This is a genomic window from Mogibacterium kristiansenii, assembly GCF_029224645.1.
In the GTDB taxonomy this organism is placed as follows: Bacteria; Bacillota; Clostridia; order Peptostreptococcales; family Anaerovoracaceae; genus Mogibacterium_A; species Mogibacterium_A kristiansenii.
Genome location: NZ_JAQXUZ010000015.1, coordinates 1 through 17,577 on the forward strand (window position 1 = coordinate 1; position 17,577 = coordinate 17,577).

Annotated in this window: 17 protein-coding genes, 1 tRNA gene and 2 rRNA genes; 17 read left to right on the forward strand and 3 right to left on the reverse strand. The window is 50.5% G+C overall.

Features of this window, described 5'->3' with window-relative positions:
• From PUE40_RS03980 to lpdA, 11 genes are all read left to right on the forward strand, one after another.
• Positions 1-101 (forward strand): 23S ribosomal RNA (locus PUE40_RS03980); the annotation flags it as partial.
• A 70-nt stretch (positions 102-171) separates the two neighbouring features.
• A 5S ribosomal RNA gene (rrf, locus tag PUE40_RS03985) occupies positions 172-288 on the forward strand.
• 11 nt (positions 289-299) lie between these two features.
• Positions 300-376, forward strand: a tRNA-Ile gene (locus PUE40_RS03990).
• A gap of 208 nt (positions 377-584) precedes the next feature.
• Positions 585-1,955 (forward strand): acetyl-CoA hydrolase/transferase family protein, encoded by a 1,371-nt coding sequence (locus tag PUE40_RS03995; protein ID WP_154554570.1) that lies wholly within the window; start codon positions 585-587, stop codon positions 1,953-1,955.
• Between the two features lie 52 nt (positions 1,956-2,007).
• Positions 2,008-3,387, forward strand: a complete 1,380-nt coding sequence (locus PUE40_RS04000; RefSeq protein ID WP_154554571.1) for an NAD(P)/FAD-dependent oxidoreductase — start codon at positions 2,008-2,010, stop codon at positions 3,385-3,387.
• A gap of 383 nt (positions 3,388-3,770) precedes the next feature.
• The gene (gene gcvT / locus PUE40_RS04005; protein ID WP_277671976.1) at positions 3,771-4,862 is read left to right on the forward strand and encodes a glycine cleavage system aminomethyltransferase GcvT; all 1,092 of its coding nucleotides are present in this window, start codon (positions 3,771-3,773) and stop codon (positions 4,860-4,862) included.
• A gap of 42 nt (positions 4,863-4,904) precedes the next feature.
• Complete coding sequence (gcvH, locus tag PUE40_RS04010; protein ID WP_154554572.1) at positions 4,905-5,282, forward strand: glycine cleavage system protein GcvH; 378 nt, start codon at positions 4,905-4,907, stop codon at positions 5,280-5,282.
• Between the two features lie 32 nt (positions 5,283-5,314).
• Entirely contained in the window at positions 5,315-6,637 is a 1,323-nt protein-coding gene (gene gcvPA, locus PUE40_RS04015; RefSeq protein WP_154554573.1) for an aminomethyl-transferring glycine dehydrogenase subunit GcvPA, read from the forward strand.
• Complete coding sequence (gene gcvPB, locus PUE40_RS04020) at positions 6,634-8,052, forward strand: aminomethyl-transferring glycine dehydrogenase subunit GcvPB (protein WP_277671977.1); 1,419 nt, start codon at positions 6,634-6,636, stop codon at positions 8,050-8,052. The genes gcvPA and gcvPB overlap by 4 nt, the downstream gene beginning before the upstream one ends.
• A 58-nt stretch (positions 8,053-8,110) precedes the next feature.
• Complete coding sequence (locus PUE40_RS04025; RefSeq protein ID WP_277671978.1) at positions 8,111-9,103, forward strand: lipoate--protein ligase; 993 nt, start codon at positions 8,111-8,113, stop codon at positions 9,101-9,103.
• 16 nt (positions 9,104-9,119) lie between these two features.
• Positions 9,120-10,496, forward strand: a complete 1,377-nt coding sequence (gene lpdA / locus PUE40_RS04030; RefSeq protein ID WP_277671979.1) for a dihydrolipoyl dehydrogenase — start codon at positions 9,120-9,122, stop codon at positions 10,494-10,496.
• Positions 10,497-10,683: 187 nt separating this feature from the next.
• Here lpdA and PUE40_RS04035 read toward each other — a convergent pair whose 3' ends face one another.
• Entirely contained in the window at positions 10,684-10,866 is a 183-nt protein-coding gene (locus tag PUE40_RS04035) for a hypothetical protein (RefSeq protein WP_277671980.1), read from the reverse strand.
• Between the two features lie 283 nt (positions 10,867-11,149).
• Between PUE40_RS04035 and PUE40_RS04040 the strand changes: the two genes are divergently transcribed.
• The 6 genes from PUE40_RS04040 to PUE40_RS04065 all read left to right on the forward strand — a co-directional run bounded on the left by PUE40_RS04040 (position 11,150) and on the right by PUE40_RS04065 (position 16,312).
• On the forward strand, positions 11,150-12,424 hold the full coding sequence (locus PUE40_RS04040) for a double-cubane-cluster-containing anaerobic reductase (RefSeq protein ID WP_154554578.1): 1,275 nt from the start codon (positions 11,150-11,152) through the stop codon (positions 12,422-12,424).
• A 79-nt stretch (positions 12,425-12,503) separates the two neighbouring features.
• Positions 12,504-12,758: a putative Se/S carrier protein gene (locus PUE40_RS04045; protein WP_154554579.1), complete on the forward strand. Its 255-nt coding sequence runs from the start codon at positions 12,504-12,506 to the stop codon at positions 12,756-12,758.
• 33 nt (positions 12,759-12,791) lie between these two features.
• Positions 12,792-13,556: an acyl-CoA dehydratase activase gene (locus PUE40_RS04050; protein ID WP_277671981.1), complete on the forward strand. Its 765-nt coding sequence runs from the start codon at positions 12,792-12,794 to the stop codon at positions 13,554-13,556.
• An 88-nt stretch (positions 13,557-13,644) separates the two neighbouring features.
• A complete protein-coding gene (gene thrH / locus PUE40_RS04055; RefSeq protein ID WP_154554581.1) occupies positions 13,645-14,244 on the forward strand; it encodes a bifunctional phosphoserine phosphatase/homoserine phosphotransferase ThrH in 600 nt (199 codons plus the stop codon).
• A gap of 494 nt (positions 14,245-14,738) precedes the next feature.
• Entirely contained in the window at positions 14,739-15,743 is a 1,005-nt protein-coding gene (locus PUE40_RS04060) for an alpha/beta hydrolase (RefSeq protein WP_277671982.1), read from the forward strand.
• A gap of 32 nt (positions 15,744-15,775) precedes the next feature.
• Entirely contained in the window at positions 15,776-16,312 is a 537-nt protein-coding gene (locus PUE40_RS04065) for a GNAT family N-acetyltransferase (RefSeq protein ID WP_277671983.1), read from the forward strand.
• 196 nt (positions 16,313-16,508) lie between these two features.
• Here PUE40_RS04065 and PUE40_RS04070 read toward each other — a convergent pair whose 3' ends face one another.
• Positions 16,509-17,009, reverse strand: a complete 501-nt coding sequence (locus tag PUE40_RS04070) for a hypothetical protein (RefSeq protein WP_277671984.1) — start codon at positions 17,007-17,009, stop codon at positions 16,509-16,511.
• A 21-nt stretch (positions 17,010-17,030) separates the two neighbouring features.
• On the reverse strand, positions 17,031-17,324 hold the full coding sequence (locus PUE40_RS04075; RefSeq protein WP_277671985.1) for a PD-(D/E)XK nuclease family transposase: 294 nt from the start codon (positions 17,322-17,324) through the stop codon (positions 17,031-17,033).
• Between the last annotated feature and the right edge of the window lie 253 nt (positions 17,325-17,577).

The following is a 17,577-nucleotide window of genomic DNA, read 5'->3' on the forward strand; positions in this document are numbered from 1 at the left end:
AATGGTAAGACCCGTGAGAGACTATCACGTTGATAGGCCAGAGGTGTAAGTGCAGTAATGCATTCAGCTGACTGGTACTAATCGGTCGAGGACTTGACCAGATGGTTTAGATGGCCAGTAGATATTATTCAGTTTTGAAGGCACAGCCTTCAAAAAAACAAATAAGGAAAATCCGGTGATTATAGCAGAGAGGATACACCTGTTCCCATCCCGAACACAGAAGTTAAGCTCTCCAGCGCTGAAGATACTTGGCGGGAAGCTGCCTGGGAAATTAGGAAGTCGCCGGTTTTTTCCTATTTGGGCTTGTAGCTCAGCTGGTTAGAGCGCACGCCTGATAAGCGTGAGGTCGGTGGTTCGAGTCCACTCAAGCCCACCACGAAAGCACGGAGCATTTCGCTTCGTGTTTTTTTATGCGTTTTTATACAGAGACTTGAGTCCTCGCTGAGGCGAAGGCAACTGAAGATTATACTGTGAATTTGTTCGCTACATACAAACTTCACTTGTCTTTTTATTAAGAATATTATAAAATACGACAAGGTATGTTTGTTATTTCTTAGGATATCTTAGAATAACGGAGGGACAGAATGTACGATATTAAACAGGTGCAGGGGGAGTATAAGACCAAACTGATTTCTGCGGAGTTTGCAGCCAGCCTGGTTAAGAGTAACTACCGCCTTCATTTTGGTGTAGGCACGGGCACCTCGGTATACATGGATCGGGCGCTGGGAGAGCGCCTGAAGGACGACACCCTGCTGCGAGGCGTGGAGATTCAGACGGAAGTGGCGGTGCGGAACGACTATATGGAGACGTTTAAGGCGAAGCAGCCGGTGGAGCGGGTACGCTTCTATTCTTCACATTTTACGGGAATGGACCGGAGAATGTCGGAGTCCGGAAATACGTGGTATGTGCCAATCATGTTCAATGAAGAGCCGCTGTACTGGTCTTTAGAGGGCAATCAGTTCGACATCTGCTGCATTCAGGTAGCGCCGATGGACAAATACGGCAACTTCAATTTTGGGCCGACCAACGCGGATTTGCACGGAATTATCAAGGCGTCCAAGAAGGTGATTGTGGAAGTCAACGAGAAGATGCCGATTGCGCTGGGGTACGAATCCCACATCAATATTTCGGATGTGAATTACATTATCGAAGGGGACAGTCCGGACATTCCGGAATCCCTTCCGAAGGATGCGGATCCGGAGGATCGCCGGATTGCGGAATATATTGTCAGTGAAATTCGAAACGGCAGCGTGCTGCAGCTTGGAATCGGCGCGGTTCCCAACAGTATCGGCAAAATGTTGGCCGAGTCGGACATCCGGGACCTGGGCGGACACAGCGAAGTGCTCGTGGATGCTTTTATGAATCTGTACTACGCGGGCAAGCTCACCAACAACAAGACCCGGGACAAAGGACTTAGCGTCTACACTGCGGCGGTGGGCAGTAAAGCGCTGTATGATTTTATCGATGACAACCCGATTTGCTGCTGCGCGCCGGTAGATTACGTGAATAACGTGCACACCATTTCGGAAATCGACAATTTCATTTCCATCAACAGCTGTATCGGTCTGGACCTGTTCGGCCAGGTTTGTTCGGAGAGCGCGGGGTATCGCCAGGTGAGCGGAACCGGCGGACAGCTGGACTTCGTGCAGGGGGCTTTTGCGTCGAAGAACGGCAAGAGTTTCATGTGCACCCATTCCACGCGGCGGGATTCCAACGGAAAGCTGCATTCCCTGATTCATCCGGTGCTTCCGGCGGGATCCATCGTGACGACGCCGAGAGCTGCGGTGAACTACGTGGTGACGGAATTCGGCGCGGTGAATCTGAAAGGTAAATCCACCTGGCAGCGGGCGGAGATGCTGATCAGCATTGCTCATCCGGATTTCCGGGAGGACCTGATTCGCGAAGCGGAAAAAATGGGGATTTGGCGAAATACCAGCAAGATTGAGTATCTCTAAGGCTTTCGCAATACCATAAAAACAAATGCGACAAAAACAAGGAGCGAAAAGTATGAAGTATGACGTAATCATCGTGGGTGCCGGCCCGGGAGGAATATTCTCAGCCTATGAGCTGACAAAAAAGAATCCGGAATTGAAGGTGGGCGTTTTCGAAGAGGGAAATCCTTTGGAGAAGAGAAAATGTCCCATCGACGGAAAGAATGTAAAAGCCTGCATCAACTGCCCGACTTGCGCCATCATGAACGGCTTCGGTGGCGCCGGCGCATTCTCTGACGGGAAGTACAACATCACCAACGATTTCGGCGGGACGCTGTACGAATATATCGGCCGGGAGAAGGCGCTGGAATTGATGAATTATGTGGACGAAATCAACTGCGCCAAGGGCGGCGGCGATACGAAGAAGTATTCCACCGTGGGGTCCAAGTTCAAGAAAATCTGCATGCAGAACAAGCTCACATTGCTGAACGCATCCGTTCGCCATCTGGGAACGGACGTGAATTATATCGTTCTGGAAAATATTTATAAAGAACTGCAAGACAAGGTGGACTTCCGCTTCCGCGCACCGGTGGAAACGGTGGAGGCGCTGGAAGATGGGACCTACCGAGTGATCGGGCGAGACGGCAGCACGGCGGAGTGCGACAAGTGCATCATCTCCGTGGGCCGCAGCGGCAGCAAGTGGATGGAGAAGCTGTGCCGGGATCTGGAAATTCCAACCAGCTCCAACCGGGTAGACCTGGGTGTCCGGGTAGAACTGCCGGCGGTAATCTTTGAGGATCTGACGGATCAGCTGTACGAGAGCAAAATCGTGTACCGCACCAAGAAGTTCGAAGACAACGTGCGCACCTTCTGCATGAATCCACAGGGTTTTGTGGTGAACGAAAACACCAACGGAATCGTGACGGTGAACGGTCACAGCTTCGACGGAGCGGATAAGAAGACGGAGAACACCAACTTTGCCCTGCTGGTGTCCAAGCATTTCTCCGAACCGTTCAAAGACAGCAATGGGTACGGTGAAAGCATCGCCAGACTGTCCAACATGCTGGGGGGCGGCGTAATCGTGCAACGTTTCGGCGATCTGGAGCGAGGACGCCGGAGCACGGAAAAAAGAATGAAACGCAACACGGTGATTCCGACATTGCAGGCGACACCGGGAGATTTGAGCTTGGTGCTGCCGAAGAGAATCCTGGACGGAATTATTGAGATGATTTACGCTCTGGATAAGATTGCTCCGGGAACCGCGAACGACGACACGCTGCTCTACGGCGTGGAAGTGAAATTCTACAACATGGAAGTGCAGCTGGATGAGCATCTGGAAACGAAGTATCCGGGGCTGTACGTTATCGGGGACGGAAGTGGCGTGACCCATTCCCTGTCCCATGCATCCGCCAGCGGTATATTCGTTGCCAGAGATATTTTGGGATTGAACGAATAAGTGATGGCGGGAGAAAGAATATGACGGAAATGTGCACGTCTGTGTTGACGGCGTGCTACAGTATACACATACAATGACTAAGGAGTCTTTACCGAATCTACATATAAGCTTGCTATTATATGAGTGTCAGAAAAAGCGAACAAAACGACATTTTCCTTAATTGTTCTTTCTTAATTAATAATTTCGTAGTGAAGAAACAGGTATATGGCCTCCAACATATACCTGTTTTTCTTTTTGATTTTCCTTTATATACAAAATCATCAAAAGAAAATTGTAATAGATAAAAAAATAACTTATTCCACAAGGGGGTTCGGTGTATTGACGGCGGATTTTGTGAATGATAATATAGGAAAAGAATTTGATGTACGAATGGAGGTACAAAAGTGGAAGGAAAAAAAACACCCCTTTATGACACCCATGTGAAGTACGGTGGAAGCATCGTGGACTTCGGTGGTTTTCTGTTGCCGGTTCAGTACGAAGCCGGTATAAAGAAGGAACATATGGCAGTTCGGACGGAGTGCGGCCTGTTCGACGTTTCCCATATGGGAGAGATTCTGGTTCAGGGCGAGAAGGCTCTGGAGTTCCTGAATCACGTGTTGACGAACGACTACACGGATTTGAAGGACGGTTGTGCGAGATACAGCCCAATGTGCAATGAGAACGGTGGTACCGTAGACGATCTGATTGTTTATAAGAAGGCGGACAACGATTATTTCGTCGTTGTAAACGCGGCAAATACCGAGAAGGATTTCCAGTGGATGGTGGATCACAAGATTGACGGCGTGGAATTGTCCAACGCATCGGCAGAGTGGGGCCAGCTGGCACTGCAGGGTCCGAACTCCGAGAAGGTTCTGGCAAAGGTTGCGAAGCCGGAAGCAATCCCGGCAGGATATTATACTTGCGTATTTGATACCGAAATGCAGGGAATTCCATGCATGATTTCCCGTACCGGATACACCGGCGAAGACGGTTTCGAAATCTACATGCCGGCAGACAGAGCGGTGGACGCTTGGGAACTGCTGATGGATGCGGGTCAGGAATATGGAATTCTTCCATGCGGTCTGGGTGCAAGAGATACCCTGAGAATGGAAGCAGCAATGCCTCTGTACGGACACGAGATGAACGACGAGATTTCCCCGAAGGTTGCCGGTCTGGGATTTGCTGTAAAGATGGACAAGCCGGAATTCATCGGTAAGGAAGCCATCGAGGCAGCAACTCCGCTGAAGCAGCGCAGAGTGGGCCTGAAGGTTACCGGAAGAGGAATTCTGAGAGAGGAATGCGACGTATATAGAGACGGAAAGAAAGTGGGCGTAACCACATCCGGAACATTCCTGCCATACCTCAAGGGATCCTATGCGATGGCAATCGTAGAAGCAGCGGACAGAGAAATCGGCGCGGCTTGCCAGGTAGAGGTTCGCGGAAGAATGATCGACGCAGAAATGGTGAAACTGCCATTCTACAAGAGAGAGAAATAGAACACGATAATTATTTTTACTGTAAAACAGGAGGAACATATAATGGCTAATACTAATGAACTGAAGTATTCGAAATCTCACGAGTGGGTACGTTACGAAGGAGACGAGGCGTACATCGGAATCACCGATTTTGCACAGAGCAGCATGGGCGACCTGGTATTCGTAAACCTGCCGGAAGTAGACGATGAGATCGAAGTAGGAGAAGCGCTGGGCGACATCGAGTCCGTAAAGGCCGTAGAAGACGTACTGTCCCCGGTTTCCGCAACCGTTCTGGAAGTAAACGAAGAGTTGCTGGATGCACCGGAAGCAATTAACGAGCATCCGTATGACGCATGGTTCGTTCGCGTTGGAAACATCACAGAGACCGAAGAGCTGCTGGATGAGGAAGCGTACGATAAGTTTGTTGAAGAAGAAGCGTAAAAAAAGCTTATAAAAGAGAGGACCAAAAAGAAATGGGGACTTTTATTCCGAACACAAAAGAGGAACAGCTGAAAATGCTGAACGAAATCGGCTATGCGGATTTCGACGACCTCTTTAAGGACATCCCGGCGGAAGCACGAGTTCAGGGTGAGCTGAACCTGCCAAAGGGAAAGTCGGAAATCGAAGTAAGCCAGATCATGGAAGAGCTGGCATCGGACAACGTTGTCTTTGATTCGATTTTCCGGGGTGCAGGCGCGTACAATCACTACGTACCTGCAGCGGTAGATGCGATTGCCAATAAGGAAGAATTCCTGACTGCCTACACGCCGTATCAGGCAGAAATCAGCCAGGGCATCCTGCAGTCCATCTTTGAATATCAGACCATGATGTGCCAGCTGACCGACATGGACATTGCCAACGCATCCATGTACGACGGCGCTTCCGCAGCGGCAGAAGCATGTGCAATGACACAGGATCGGAAACATTCCACAATCTATGTATCCGATACCGTAGACAAGAGAATCCTCAGCGTAATCAAGACCTACGCATTCGGAAAGGATTCCGTGGTAAAAACAATTCCGGCAGCAGCCGGCGCGACCGATTTGGCCGCACTGAAGGAAACGCTGGAGGCAGACGACAAAGCCGCTTGCTTCCTGATGCAGTATCCGAACTTCAACGGAATCATCGAAGACGGCGATGCAATCGCAGAAATCGTTCACGGTGCCGGTGCACAGCTGATCATGAGCGTGAACCCGATTGCCCTGGGCGTTCTGAAGACACCGGGCGAAATCGGTGCGGATATCGTTGTGGCAGAGGGACAGCCTCTGGGACTGGGACTGGCTTACGGCGGTCCATACCTTGGAATTCTGGCAACCACCGAGAAAAACATGCGTAAGATCGTAGGTCGTCTCGTTGGTGAAACAAAGGATTCCCAGGGCGAAAGAGGATTCGTTCTGACACTTCAGGCAAGAGAGCAGCACATCCGGAGAGAGAAAGCAGCCAGCAACATCTGCTCCAACGAGGCTCTTTGCGCACTGAAGGCGTCCATCTATCTGGCAACCATCGGTCCGAAGGGACTGAAGCAGGTAGCCACTCTGTGCACTTCGAAGGCACACTATCTGGCAGAGAAGTTCGAGGAAATCGGCATGAAGAGAGCATATGAGGGTGAATTCTTCCATGAATTCGTAACCACCTGCCCGAACGCCGATCAGCTGCTGGACGCACTGGAAGACAACGGCATCCTGGGCGGACTGAAGCTCAGCGATACCGAGATCCTGTGGTGCTGCACCGAGCTGAACTCGAAGGAAGATATGGATGATGTAGTAGAAATCGCTAAGGAGGTGTTCAGCGCATGAAACTGATTTTTGAAAGAAGCATGCCGGGCCGTGGCCAGGACATCTTTCCGGAATGCGATGTAGAGATTAAACTGCCACAGGCAGCACTGAGAGAGAAAGAAGCAGCGCTGCCGGAAATTTCCGAGAATGAAATGGGCAGACATTACACCGAACTGGCAAAAGCATCTCGCGGTGTAAATGACGGATTCTATCCGCTGGGTTCTTGCACCATGAAGCACAACCCGAGAATCAACGAGAAGATGGCCGCATTGCCTGGATTTACCAACATCCATCCGCTGCAGCCGGAGTGGTCCGTATACGGTGCGTGCAAGGCTATGGAAATGCTGGAACACGATCTGGGCGAAATCACCGGAATGGACCGCATCACTCTGCAGCCGGCTGCCGGCGCACAGGGTGAATTCACCGGACTTCTCCTGATTAAGTCCTATCACGAATCCAGAGGCGAGAATCAGCGTAAGGAAATCATCATTCCGGACTCCGCTCACGGAACCAACCCAGCCAGCGCTGCAATGGCCGGCTTCAAGGTTGTTGTCATCAAGTCCAACGAAAAGGGAATGATTGACCTGGACGATTTGAAGGCACATCTCAGCGAGAAGACTGCCGGATTGATGCTGACCAACCCGAATACGGTAGGTATTTTTGACGACAATATTATGGAAATCACCAGACTGGTACACGAGGCCGGCGGTCTGTGCTACTACGACGGTGCGAACCTGAACGCGGTAATCGGTCTGGTTCGTCCGGGAGACATTGGTTTTGACTGCATCCACTTGAATCTGCACAAGACCTTCTCCACCCCGCATGGCGGCGGCGGCCCGGGTGCAGGTCCGGTAGGCTGCAAGGACTTCCTGGCAGAGTTCATGCCGGGAACCTATTCCAAGGATGACGGCTTCGTTCGTGCAGAGAAGAGCCTGGGAGATATGACCGGATTCCACGGCAACTTCCTGGTTTGCATGAAGGCGCTGACATACCTGCTCACCATCGGTGCAGAAGGCGTTCCGGAACTGGCAAAGAATGCGGTTCTCAATGCCAACTACATGATGGAGAAGCTGAAGGATTACTATCCAATGGCATATGACCACACTTGCATGCACGAGTTCGTTATGAGCCTGGAGAAATTCCACAAGGAAAGCCACGTATCCGCACTGGACGTAGCAAAGGCACTCCTGGATTACGGAATCCATCCGCCAACGATGTACTTCCCGCTGATCGTGGACGAAGCACTCATGGTAGAGCCGACAGAAACCGAGGCAAAGGAAGTGCTGGATGAAGCCATCGAGGCATTTATCGCAATTCATAAGCAGATGATGGAGTCACCGGAAAGCGTAATGGCTTGCCCGGTAACCACACCGGTTCGTCGTCTGGACGAAGTGAGTGCGGCAAGACATCCAATTCTAAAGTACACAGCTGAATAAAATGCATTGCAGTAAAGGCGCGGGCCGCAAGGTTCGCGTCTTTATCCACAGGAGAATCATGACAAAATTAAAATACATACTCACTGACTGCACCGACCCGGCAAAAAACTTGGCCGTGGAAGAATATTTGACATTCCGGGCAGATCCGGACGAGGTAACCATGTATCTGTGGCAGAATGCCAATACGGTGGTAATCGGAAGAAACCAGAACCCATGGAAGGAATGCCGCCTGGAAGAGATGGCGGAAGGCGGATGCACTTTAGCCAGACGAGTTTCCGGTGGCGGTGCGGTATACCACGACCTGGGAAATCTTAATTTTACATTTATCGCACAGGAAGGCTTGTACGACGTGGCAAAGCAGACGGAAGTCATCCTCCGGGCGGTACAGATTCTGGGAATTCACGCGGAGAAAAACGGTCGAAACGACCTTACCATTGACGGAAAAAAATTCTCCGGTCATGCATATTTCAAACGGGGAAAGTATTGCTATCACCACGGAACCATCATGATGGACGTAAACCGGGATGTGCTTTCCCGCTATCTGAACGTTTCCACGGCGAAGCTGAAGTCCAAAGGCGTGGACTCGGTACGTTCCAGGGTAACGAACCTGACGGAGTTTCGTCCGGAGCTGACCCTGAAGGAAGTGGAGGATGCATTGATTCAGGCGTTCGGTGAGGTCTATCAGGGGGCACCGGTGGAAGATCCGCTGCCATCCATTGAGAATCCGGATGTTCGAGCATTGTACGATCGCTATCGCTCGGACGAGTGGCGCCTGGGCCGCCGCATTCCGTTCGATGTGGAAATCGACAATCGTTTGGATTTCGGAAGCGTGACCATTCAGCTGCACGTAGTGGGAGGCGTGATTCAGGAGGCGAAAATCTATTCGGACTCTCTGGAAACCGACGTTTTCCCGGAAATCGAGGAACTGCTGAAGGGTGCAGCATACAAAAAAGCAAACTTGAGCGGATTGGACTTGAATCAGTTCGAGACAGAGGAAGAGCAGGCAATTGCAGCAAAGGTGATTGAGCAGATTACGCTGCAGATGGAGTAAAGCAGGAGGTAGGATTATGAGCGAATTTCAGTATGATCTGGTGATTATCGGAGCCGGACCGGGCGGATACGAGGCAGCGTATGAAGCGGCAGATTTCGGCATGAAGGTTGCCCTGGTGGAAAAGGATCTGGTAGGTGGAACCTGCCTGAATCGGGGCTGCGTGCCAACCAAAACAATGATGCATTCTTCCGATGCGTATCGGATTGCCACCCAGTCTGCAAATATCGGCGTTTCCGCCGAGGGCGTAAAAGCAGATTTGAACCGCATCATCGACCGGAAGTGCGAGGTTTCCGAGACATTGAGAGACGGGATCATGTTCTTGCTGAAGAAAAAGAAAGTGGATTTCGTAGCGGGAACCGCAAAGGTTACGGACGGGCACACCGTTGAAATCAGCGGAAACGATGAGGTATCGGAACTGACTGCGGCCAACATCATGATTGCCACGGGTTCGGAACCGGCAACTCCGCCGATTCCGGGCGCGGACCTTCCGGGCGTGCTGGACAGCACCGGATTGCTGGAGCTTCGGGGCGAAATCATGAAGGATTTCGTAATCATCGGCGGCGGCGTGATTGGTATCGAGTTTGCAACCATCTACAGCGACCTGGGAACGAATGTTACCGTTGTGGAGGCCATGGATCGTCTCCTTCCAAACATGGACAAGGAGCTGGGTCGCAGCTTGAAGATGAACTTCAAGAACAGAGGCATCGATACGCATACCAACGCAATGGTAGAGAAGATCGAAGAACGCAACGGCCGTCTGGTATGCTTTTACAAGGAGAAGGACAAAGTTCAGGAAGTGGAAGCCGACCACATCCTGGTTTGCACCGGAAGACGTCCGGTGACCAAGGGTGTCTTCAGTGAAGAGCTGGAGGAGAAGCTGCTGGGCGCAAGAGGTTTCCTGCAGGTCGACGATTGCTATCGCACGGAGATTCCGTCCATCTACGGAATCGGGGATGCTATCGGCGGAACCATGCTGGCCCACACCGCAACGGCAGAGGGCCGAAATGCGGTGGCAATCATGAACGGCAAAGAGCCGGAAATCAATATGAACGTGGTTGCAGGATGCATCTACACATCTCCAGAAATCGCTTCCGTTGGGCTGACGCAGGACGAAGCGAAGGAAGCGGGCATCGATGTAATTACCAAGAAGTTCCCGACTTCTGCTAACGGCAAGACCATCATCGAGGAGTTGGATCGCGGATTCATCAAGCTGGTTGCCAGCAAGGAAGATCACACGCTGCTGGGTGCACAGCTGATGTGCGGCAGAGCTACCGATATCGTCGGAGAGCTGGCAGTAGCAATTGCCAATGGATTGACCGTTGAAGAAGTGGCAAACACCATTCACCCACACCCGACTTTTGTAGAAGCGGTTTGTGAGGCGGCAAGAGCGTAATGAATCGTGGAAGGGCGGCGGTTTCGGCCGTTGCCTTATGCTGGAAGAATATATTGCAAAGTAAAAGGAAGCGGACTCGCCGCTTCCTTTTACTTTGTATTGGTAATAATAGGTATTGATAGCTTTGGGGTAGGGCACACACCCCCGTGAGGATGCATGCCGAATAATATTGAAGAACAACTATATGTTATTTGAGCATCTCGTAGGATGTTACATCGAAAGCACCCATGGATGCGAGTATGAGGACCATCAGCACAATCTGTGCACCGGAACCAGCTGAGACCGCGTCCATTGCAACAGTGAATACGATTCCGAGAGCTGCGCTAACTACCAGAATAATCATACCAATTACATTGTACATATTTCTCATAATGATACCTCCTATATTGTATGGTGTATTTAGTTGTCATTGCCGAATTCCTTCGACACCTATAATATACCACCGGCCAATCGATTTGTTAAACTAAACTATTTAATAAAATCTATTAAAATTATTAATCAATCAACCTATAGAAAATATATATATTAAATCCGTTTAACTGCGAAAGATATCTATTTCTTCTGGTGAAAAACGGGTGTTATACTAATGACGAAGAGGTATTGATACGACTACGCATATGGAAAAAGTTTTTTTGATACAGGAGGAAATAAGAATGGCAGATTATCATCAGATGTGGAAAGATCTCGGAATGGACGTGGACAACCACGATGTCCTGTGCAACGTGCTTCCGGGCGCAATCGGCGACGTGTTCCTGTCCCAGGAAAACAGACCGGAGAAGATGGACTACTTTGATTTCGTATTGGCAGAGGTTCACGGCGTTCGTCCGGCAGAGCTGGTAGATTTTAGAGAAAAAGGCGGAAAGGTATTTGGTACCTTCTGCGCATACGTTCCGGACGAAGTGATTTTCGCTGCGGGCGGAATTGCAACCGGCCTCTGTGCCGGCTCTCAGTTCTGGGTTCCGGGCGGCGAGAAATATCTGCCGGCCAACACCTGTCCGCTGATTAAGGCGATGCTGGGTGCACGGTTCGACAGAACATGTCCGTTCTATCGTCTGGCAGATGTATATATCGGTGAGACCACTTGCGACGGCAAAAAGAAAGCATATGAAATCCTGGGAACCGACGTTCCGATGCACGTAATGGATCTTCCGCAGATGAAGAGAGATAAGGATGTGAAGAAGTGGGCCGAGGAAATCCGGGAACTGAAAGCGCTGGTAGAGAAGGAAACCGGAAACGAAGTTACTCCGGAGAACCTGGCAGAGAATATCAAGAAAATCAATGCCAAGAGATCCGCTCTTAAGAGACTGTACGATCTGAGAAAAGAAAAGAACATTCCAATCAGCGGAACCGACACCCTGCTGATTTCTCAGATTGCATACTACGACGATCCGGAAAGATTCACCCAGATGGTAAATACCCTGTGCGATGAGCTGGATCAGAGAGTGAAAGACGGCGTCAGCGTATTCCCGGCAGGCACCAAGAGAATTCTGGTCACCGGAACACCGATGGCAATTCCGAACTGGAAGATGCACAACTTAATTGAAACCTCCGGCGCTGCCGTTGTCTGCGAAGAGACCTGCACCGGAACCCGCTACTTCGAGAACAATGTAGACGAAAGCGGCAAGACCGTAGACGAGATGATCGACAAGATTGCCGAGAGATACATGGGCATCAACTGCGCATGCTTCACACCGAATACCGGAAGATTCGACGATGTAGTTCGCCTGGCAAAGGAATACGACGTGGACGGCGTCATCGACGTCACCCTGAAGTTCTGCCAGACCTACGACATCGAAGGTGCGACCCTGGAGAAGAGACTGCAGGAGGAGAACATTCCGGTACTGCGCATCGAAACCGACTACACCGATGCAGACGCACAGCAGCTGAAGACCAGAATCGAAGCGTTCTGCGAAGTCATCGGCGAATAACCTATCCCCCATCCTTACACAGGAACATGGACTGCGTCCCCTTCTGGCGGACGCAGTCTCTGTATGTTAGAATAAAACCATGAAACACTACTATATACTATTCAACACCCATACAGATGGGCTGGCCATGTATCAGGCGATAAAAGGAGCCGGCATGTATGCCCAAATCAGTCCGACTCCTCGGGAGCTGTCGGTATGCTGCGGCATTTCTCTATTAATCCATCAAGAGGATATCGATACCATCCGAAAGTTGGCAGAGGAACAGGAGCTGGAATACATCGGAATCGAAGGCTTGGATAACGAATTCAACAACCGGCGCCATCGGTATGGTTAGACGAAAAGAAATTTATTTTTAGGCGAGGAAACTATGAACTACATTGGAATCGACATCGGCTCCACGGCATCAAAAATCTGCATTCTCCGGGAGAACGGGGAACCGGAATTCAAGGTGATGCCCACCGGCTGGAACAGCAAGATTACGTCCGGAATTATTCTGGACGGGCTGACGGAAGAGCTGGGAAGCGTGGAGGATTGCCGGATTGTGGCCACCGGGTACGGGCGGATTTCTGTGGACTACGCGGATAAGGTGATTACGGAGATTTCGTGCCACGGCCGGGGCGGATACGAAATGATTGGGCGGGACTGCTCCATCGTGGACATCGGCGGCCAGGACACCAAATTCATCAACGTGAAGCGCGGCCGGGCGGTGGATTTTCTGATGAATGACAAGTGCGCGGCCGGAACCGGGAAGTTCATCGAGGTGATGGCCAACCGGCTTGGAGTGACTATCGGGGAGCTGTTCGATCTGGCGGCGAAGGGAAAGCCACTGCCGCTAAGTTCCATCTGCACGGTTTTTGCGGAATCCGAAGTCATCAGCTACATGGGCGAGGGCAAGGAGAAGGATGAAATCGCGGCGGGGGTGATCAATTCCGTGGCGGTAAAAGTAGTTGCGCTGATGCAGAGGAAGGAGCTGATGGATACGGTCATCGTTACCGGCGGCCTCAGCGACAATCCGTTCTTCGCAAAACTTCTGTCGGAAAAACTTCACCGGGAAGTTCTGCCCATGGAGAACGGTCGGTACGCCGGCGCCTACGGCGCAGCGATTCTGGCTCGAGAGAAATTAGGACGCTAGCGGGCGACTTTTCAACTTGCAAAAATTTGTGATTATTGATATAATTAATCAAGATTTTTTGTAAAATAATAAAAGGAGAGAAGAAAATATGAATATCGTATGCCTGGATATGGAAGGTGTTCTGGTACCGGAAATCTGGATTGCGTTTGCGGAAGAGGCGGGAATCCCGGAATTGAAGAGAACCACAAGAGATGAGCCGGATTACGACAAGCTGATGAATTACCGGCTGGACATTCTGCGAGAGCACGGCCTGGGACTGAAGGACGTGCAGGCAACCATCGGAAAAATCGATCCGCTGCCGGGTGCCAAAGAATTCTTGGATGAGCTGCGTTCCATTACACAGGTAATCATTCTCAGCGATACCTTCCTGCAGTTTGCACAGCCGCTGATGAAGAAACTGGGATATCCAACCCTGTTCTGCAACGAGCTGGTGATTGGGGAAAACGGAATGATAGATGATTTCCGGATGCGTTGCGAAAAATCCAAGCTGACGACGGTACGGGGCCTGCAGTCTATCGGTTTCGAGACCATCGCGGCGGGCGACAGCTTCAACGACCTGGGAATGATTCAGGCCAGCAAGGCAGGATTCCTGTTCAAGAGTCCGGAATCCATTCAGACGGAGTATCCAGACGTTCCGGCGTACGAAGAGTTTGACGAACTGCTGGATGCCATCAAGAAGGCACTGTAGACTTTTCTTTTACACACGAGAATAAATGGAACCCCGGCGGGAATGAGCGTTTCAGTCCCGCCGGGGCTTTCTTTTGCTGCCGGACCGGGTCTCCCGGGCCGGCTGTTGCTGATTTTACGGGCGGCGGTTTGCGCCCGTAAACGGAAAGCAATGGCTTAGCGGGGAGCCGAGCGCGAACCACCGTTGGAAGGGACCTACGATGTAGGAAATACAAATAGGGAAAGATGTTGCGAAAAAAGACTAAATTGTTATAATCATCTAAACAAGACATATAACTTAGGAAGTAGGTGACAAACATGACGAACACGAAGAAAAGTCTCACTGAATTTTTTGTAGAATTGAGCTGTGTTAGATAATAACATATCCAAAGAATAATTGCCAATGAAATTGGAATCTAAACGCCCCGTCAGCGATTGAAGGCGGGCGGTGGATGTGTTAGAATTTCAGTATCGAAAATCCTGCATGAACGCATTGATAGCCAAGGGAGAGGGCGTATGGGAAGCAAGAACAAGAATCGCACAAAAATAATCGGTGCCGCAGCGGCTGCCGGGGCTGCACTGGGATATACCGCCGTTTGCAATCAGCTTTTTGATTTTACGGTGGCGCGGAAGAGCCTGTGGAGTTACGGCGGAAAGAAAAAGAAGGATGGGAAGGCCAAAGCCGTGCCGCTGGATCGGTACGGGCGGATTCCGGAACAGGACCAAGAGTGGCTGAAGAACCGGGAACAGGACGAATTGGAGATTTGCTCCACCGTGGACGATACACCGCTGTTCGGTCGCTATCTTCGATGCGAGAATCCTAAGCGGATTATACTTTGTGCCCACGGATACCGAACCAACTCCCTGAAGGATTTTGCCGGAGTCGCCCGGTGGCTTCACGAGAACAATTGCGACCTGCTGACAATCGATCAGCGGGGCTGCGGCAAAAGCGGCGGGGAATACATCACCTTTGGTGCCAGGGAGAAGTACGACGTGTTGGATTGGCTGGATTTCATCGAGAGGCATAACAGAAAAGACCTACCGGTCTATCTGTATGGCGTGTCGATGGGGGCGGCCACCGTGTCCTGCGCTTCCGGCCTGACCCTTCCGCCCAACGTGCGGGGGATGATTGCGGACTGCGGATATACTTCCATGAAGGATATCTGCACCCTTTGCCTAAAAAAATGGTTTCACCTGCCGGCGTTTCCGTTCATGCAGAGCTTTGGCCGGCGATGCCAGCGGAAGGCGCATTTCGGAATGCAGGAAGCGGATGCGGAACACGCCCTTCGGAAATGCCGGATTCCAAGTCTGTTCATCCACGGGACCGCAGACAAATTCGTGCCGCCGTCCCATGCCATTCGGAACTATCAGGCTTGCGGTGCGGCAGATAAAGATATCCTGTGGATTGACGGCGCGGAGCATGCGGTATCCTATTACGAGAACCCGGCGGAATACCGGAGTGCACTCAAGGCTTTTTTCGACCGGACGGAGCACCGGAAGCCGAGAGAAACGGAAGTATAGAAAGTATAGAATAATTAGAACGGAGAGAAGGTATGAGTATAGAAATTCGTCCGGCAAAAGCCTCCGATATGGAGCTTTGTGCCGCTTTGTACAAGGAAATATATAACACCGTTTATCAGGGAATCGTGGATTCTCGGCTAATTACATCCATCAACCAGGAGGACACCGTGCAGCGGATGCGGGGAGACTGGCTGCAGCCGGGGGGCGAATTCTGGATTGCCGAGGAAGTGTCGGAGGTGGGAGAACGCACCTTCCTGGGGTTCACCAGCGGATTGCCGTCGCCGGAGGTTTTGGGCGCCTTCTGGCTGGAAAAGCTGTTCCTGACGGAAGCGGCTCGGGGCAAAGGTCTGGGCCGGAAACTGATTGAGCACATGGGACGCTGCGCGAAAACCCAGGGATACGGTCAAATGGTAATAGATGTCTTCAAGGGAAACGACAATGCAGAGCAGATGTACCGCCATCTGGGGGCGGAGCTGATCAGCGAGGAGTATCCGGAGGAAATCAACCTGTTCCCGATTAAAGCGAAGTTGCTTTCCTGGGACGATCTGAGCATTTTTGAAGAAGAATAGCCCTTCGTCCATTTCGACCTGAAGGCCTACGAGTAGTCCAATGACGGAACCATGAGCGATACGATTCCGGCGGACGAGGACATCGCTAAGAGCCTAGCCCAGCTGCCGAAGGTGGAATAAAAACGACAATCCCGAAAAGGAAACGCAAAAAAAGAGCGGAACGATCCATTTCCATTCCGCTCTTTCGGGTATTTGATTACTTTGTTGATTCCTTTCGCTCCTTAATATAAGCTTGCAGTGCTGCTTCGGAATCAAGACCGGTTTCCTTGAGTGCTACTTTCACCGGAAGGTATCCGGATTCAAACATTTCAAGGATCGTATCTATGCGGCCTTCTTCACGACCTTCCGCGAAATAAGCTTTGTATTTTTCTTCCAGCAACATATAAACCCTCTCCCATCGTACATTATTTCGGGATTTAACGACCTCGTTCTGAATTCGATCGGTGAGCGGTGTATCCGGATTTTCTCCGCGGAGGTAGCGGAGAAAGCCTTGCAGTTCCGGGGACATGCCCGGAATTGTACTCTTGGCATTGATGAACACCTTAACCGTACCGTCAGCCAGATGAAGATCCGATGATTCCTGACAGATGTTCTCAAAGGTATATTTCGGAAATCCTTTCCCGAACAAGTCAAAGGTGTTAATGAAAATAATGTAGCTCGTTTTCAGCTCATCGTATCCTGCTCCGGAGCTAATCATATTTAAATCAACGGTACCTTGTTAATAGCGACTTCGCTTCGGCAGATTTCCGGTATTGGAGGTCTGCATTTCGATATTGTATGCAGTGCTGAGATCGTCTTCAAAGTAGACATCCAGGCGAACCCCTTTCTGCTCCAATGCGAGATCGATGGATTTCTGAGTTTCACTGTAAGCCACTTTGCCAACCTTTCGGTCCAGCAGCAGTTCCACCAACTCTTTGCAAATGTCCGGATTGTTCTGCATAATATTGCAGAACAGAAAATCATCGGTAAACGACAATTCTTTGTAGGTTTTGTACTTCCTTCTCGTACTCATTTATTCCTCTTTTCTTTATTATAAATCAAATATAGTTCCTGTCAAATCTTAATGGCAAACACTGAAACTATATTGGACTCGAAATAACGGTGCGCGCGCGTATGTTTCTGAAATTTCATGGTTCCATCCTATCAGAAATAGTTTTAATCACAATATGTTTAGAACAAAAAGGACTGAAACCACCGATAAAAAAACTATACACCCTTGTTTTTAAACTCGAGGAAGCAACCCAACGAAAATAGCAAGAAAAGAA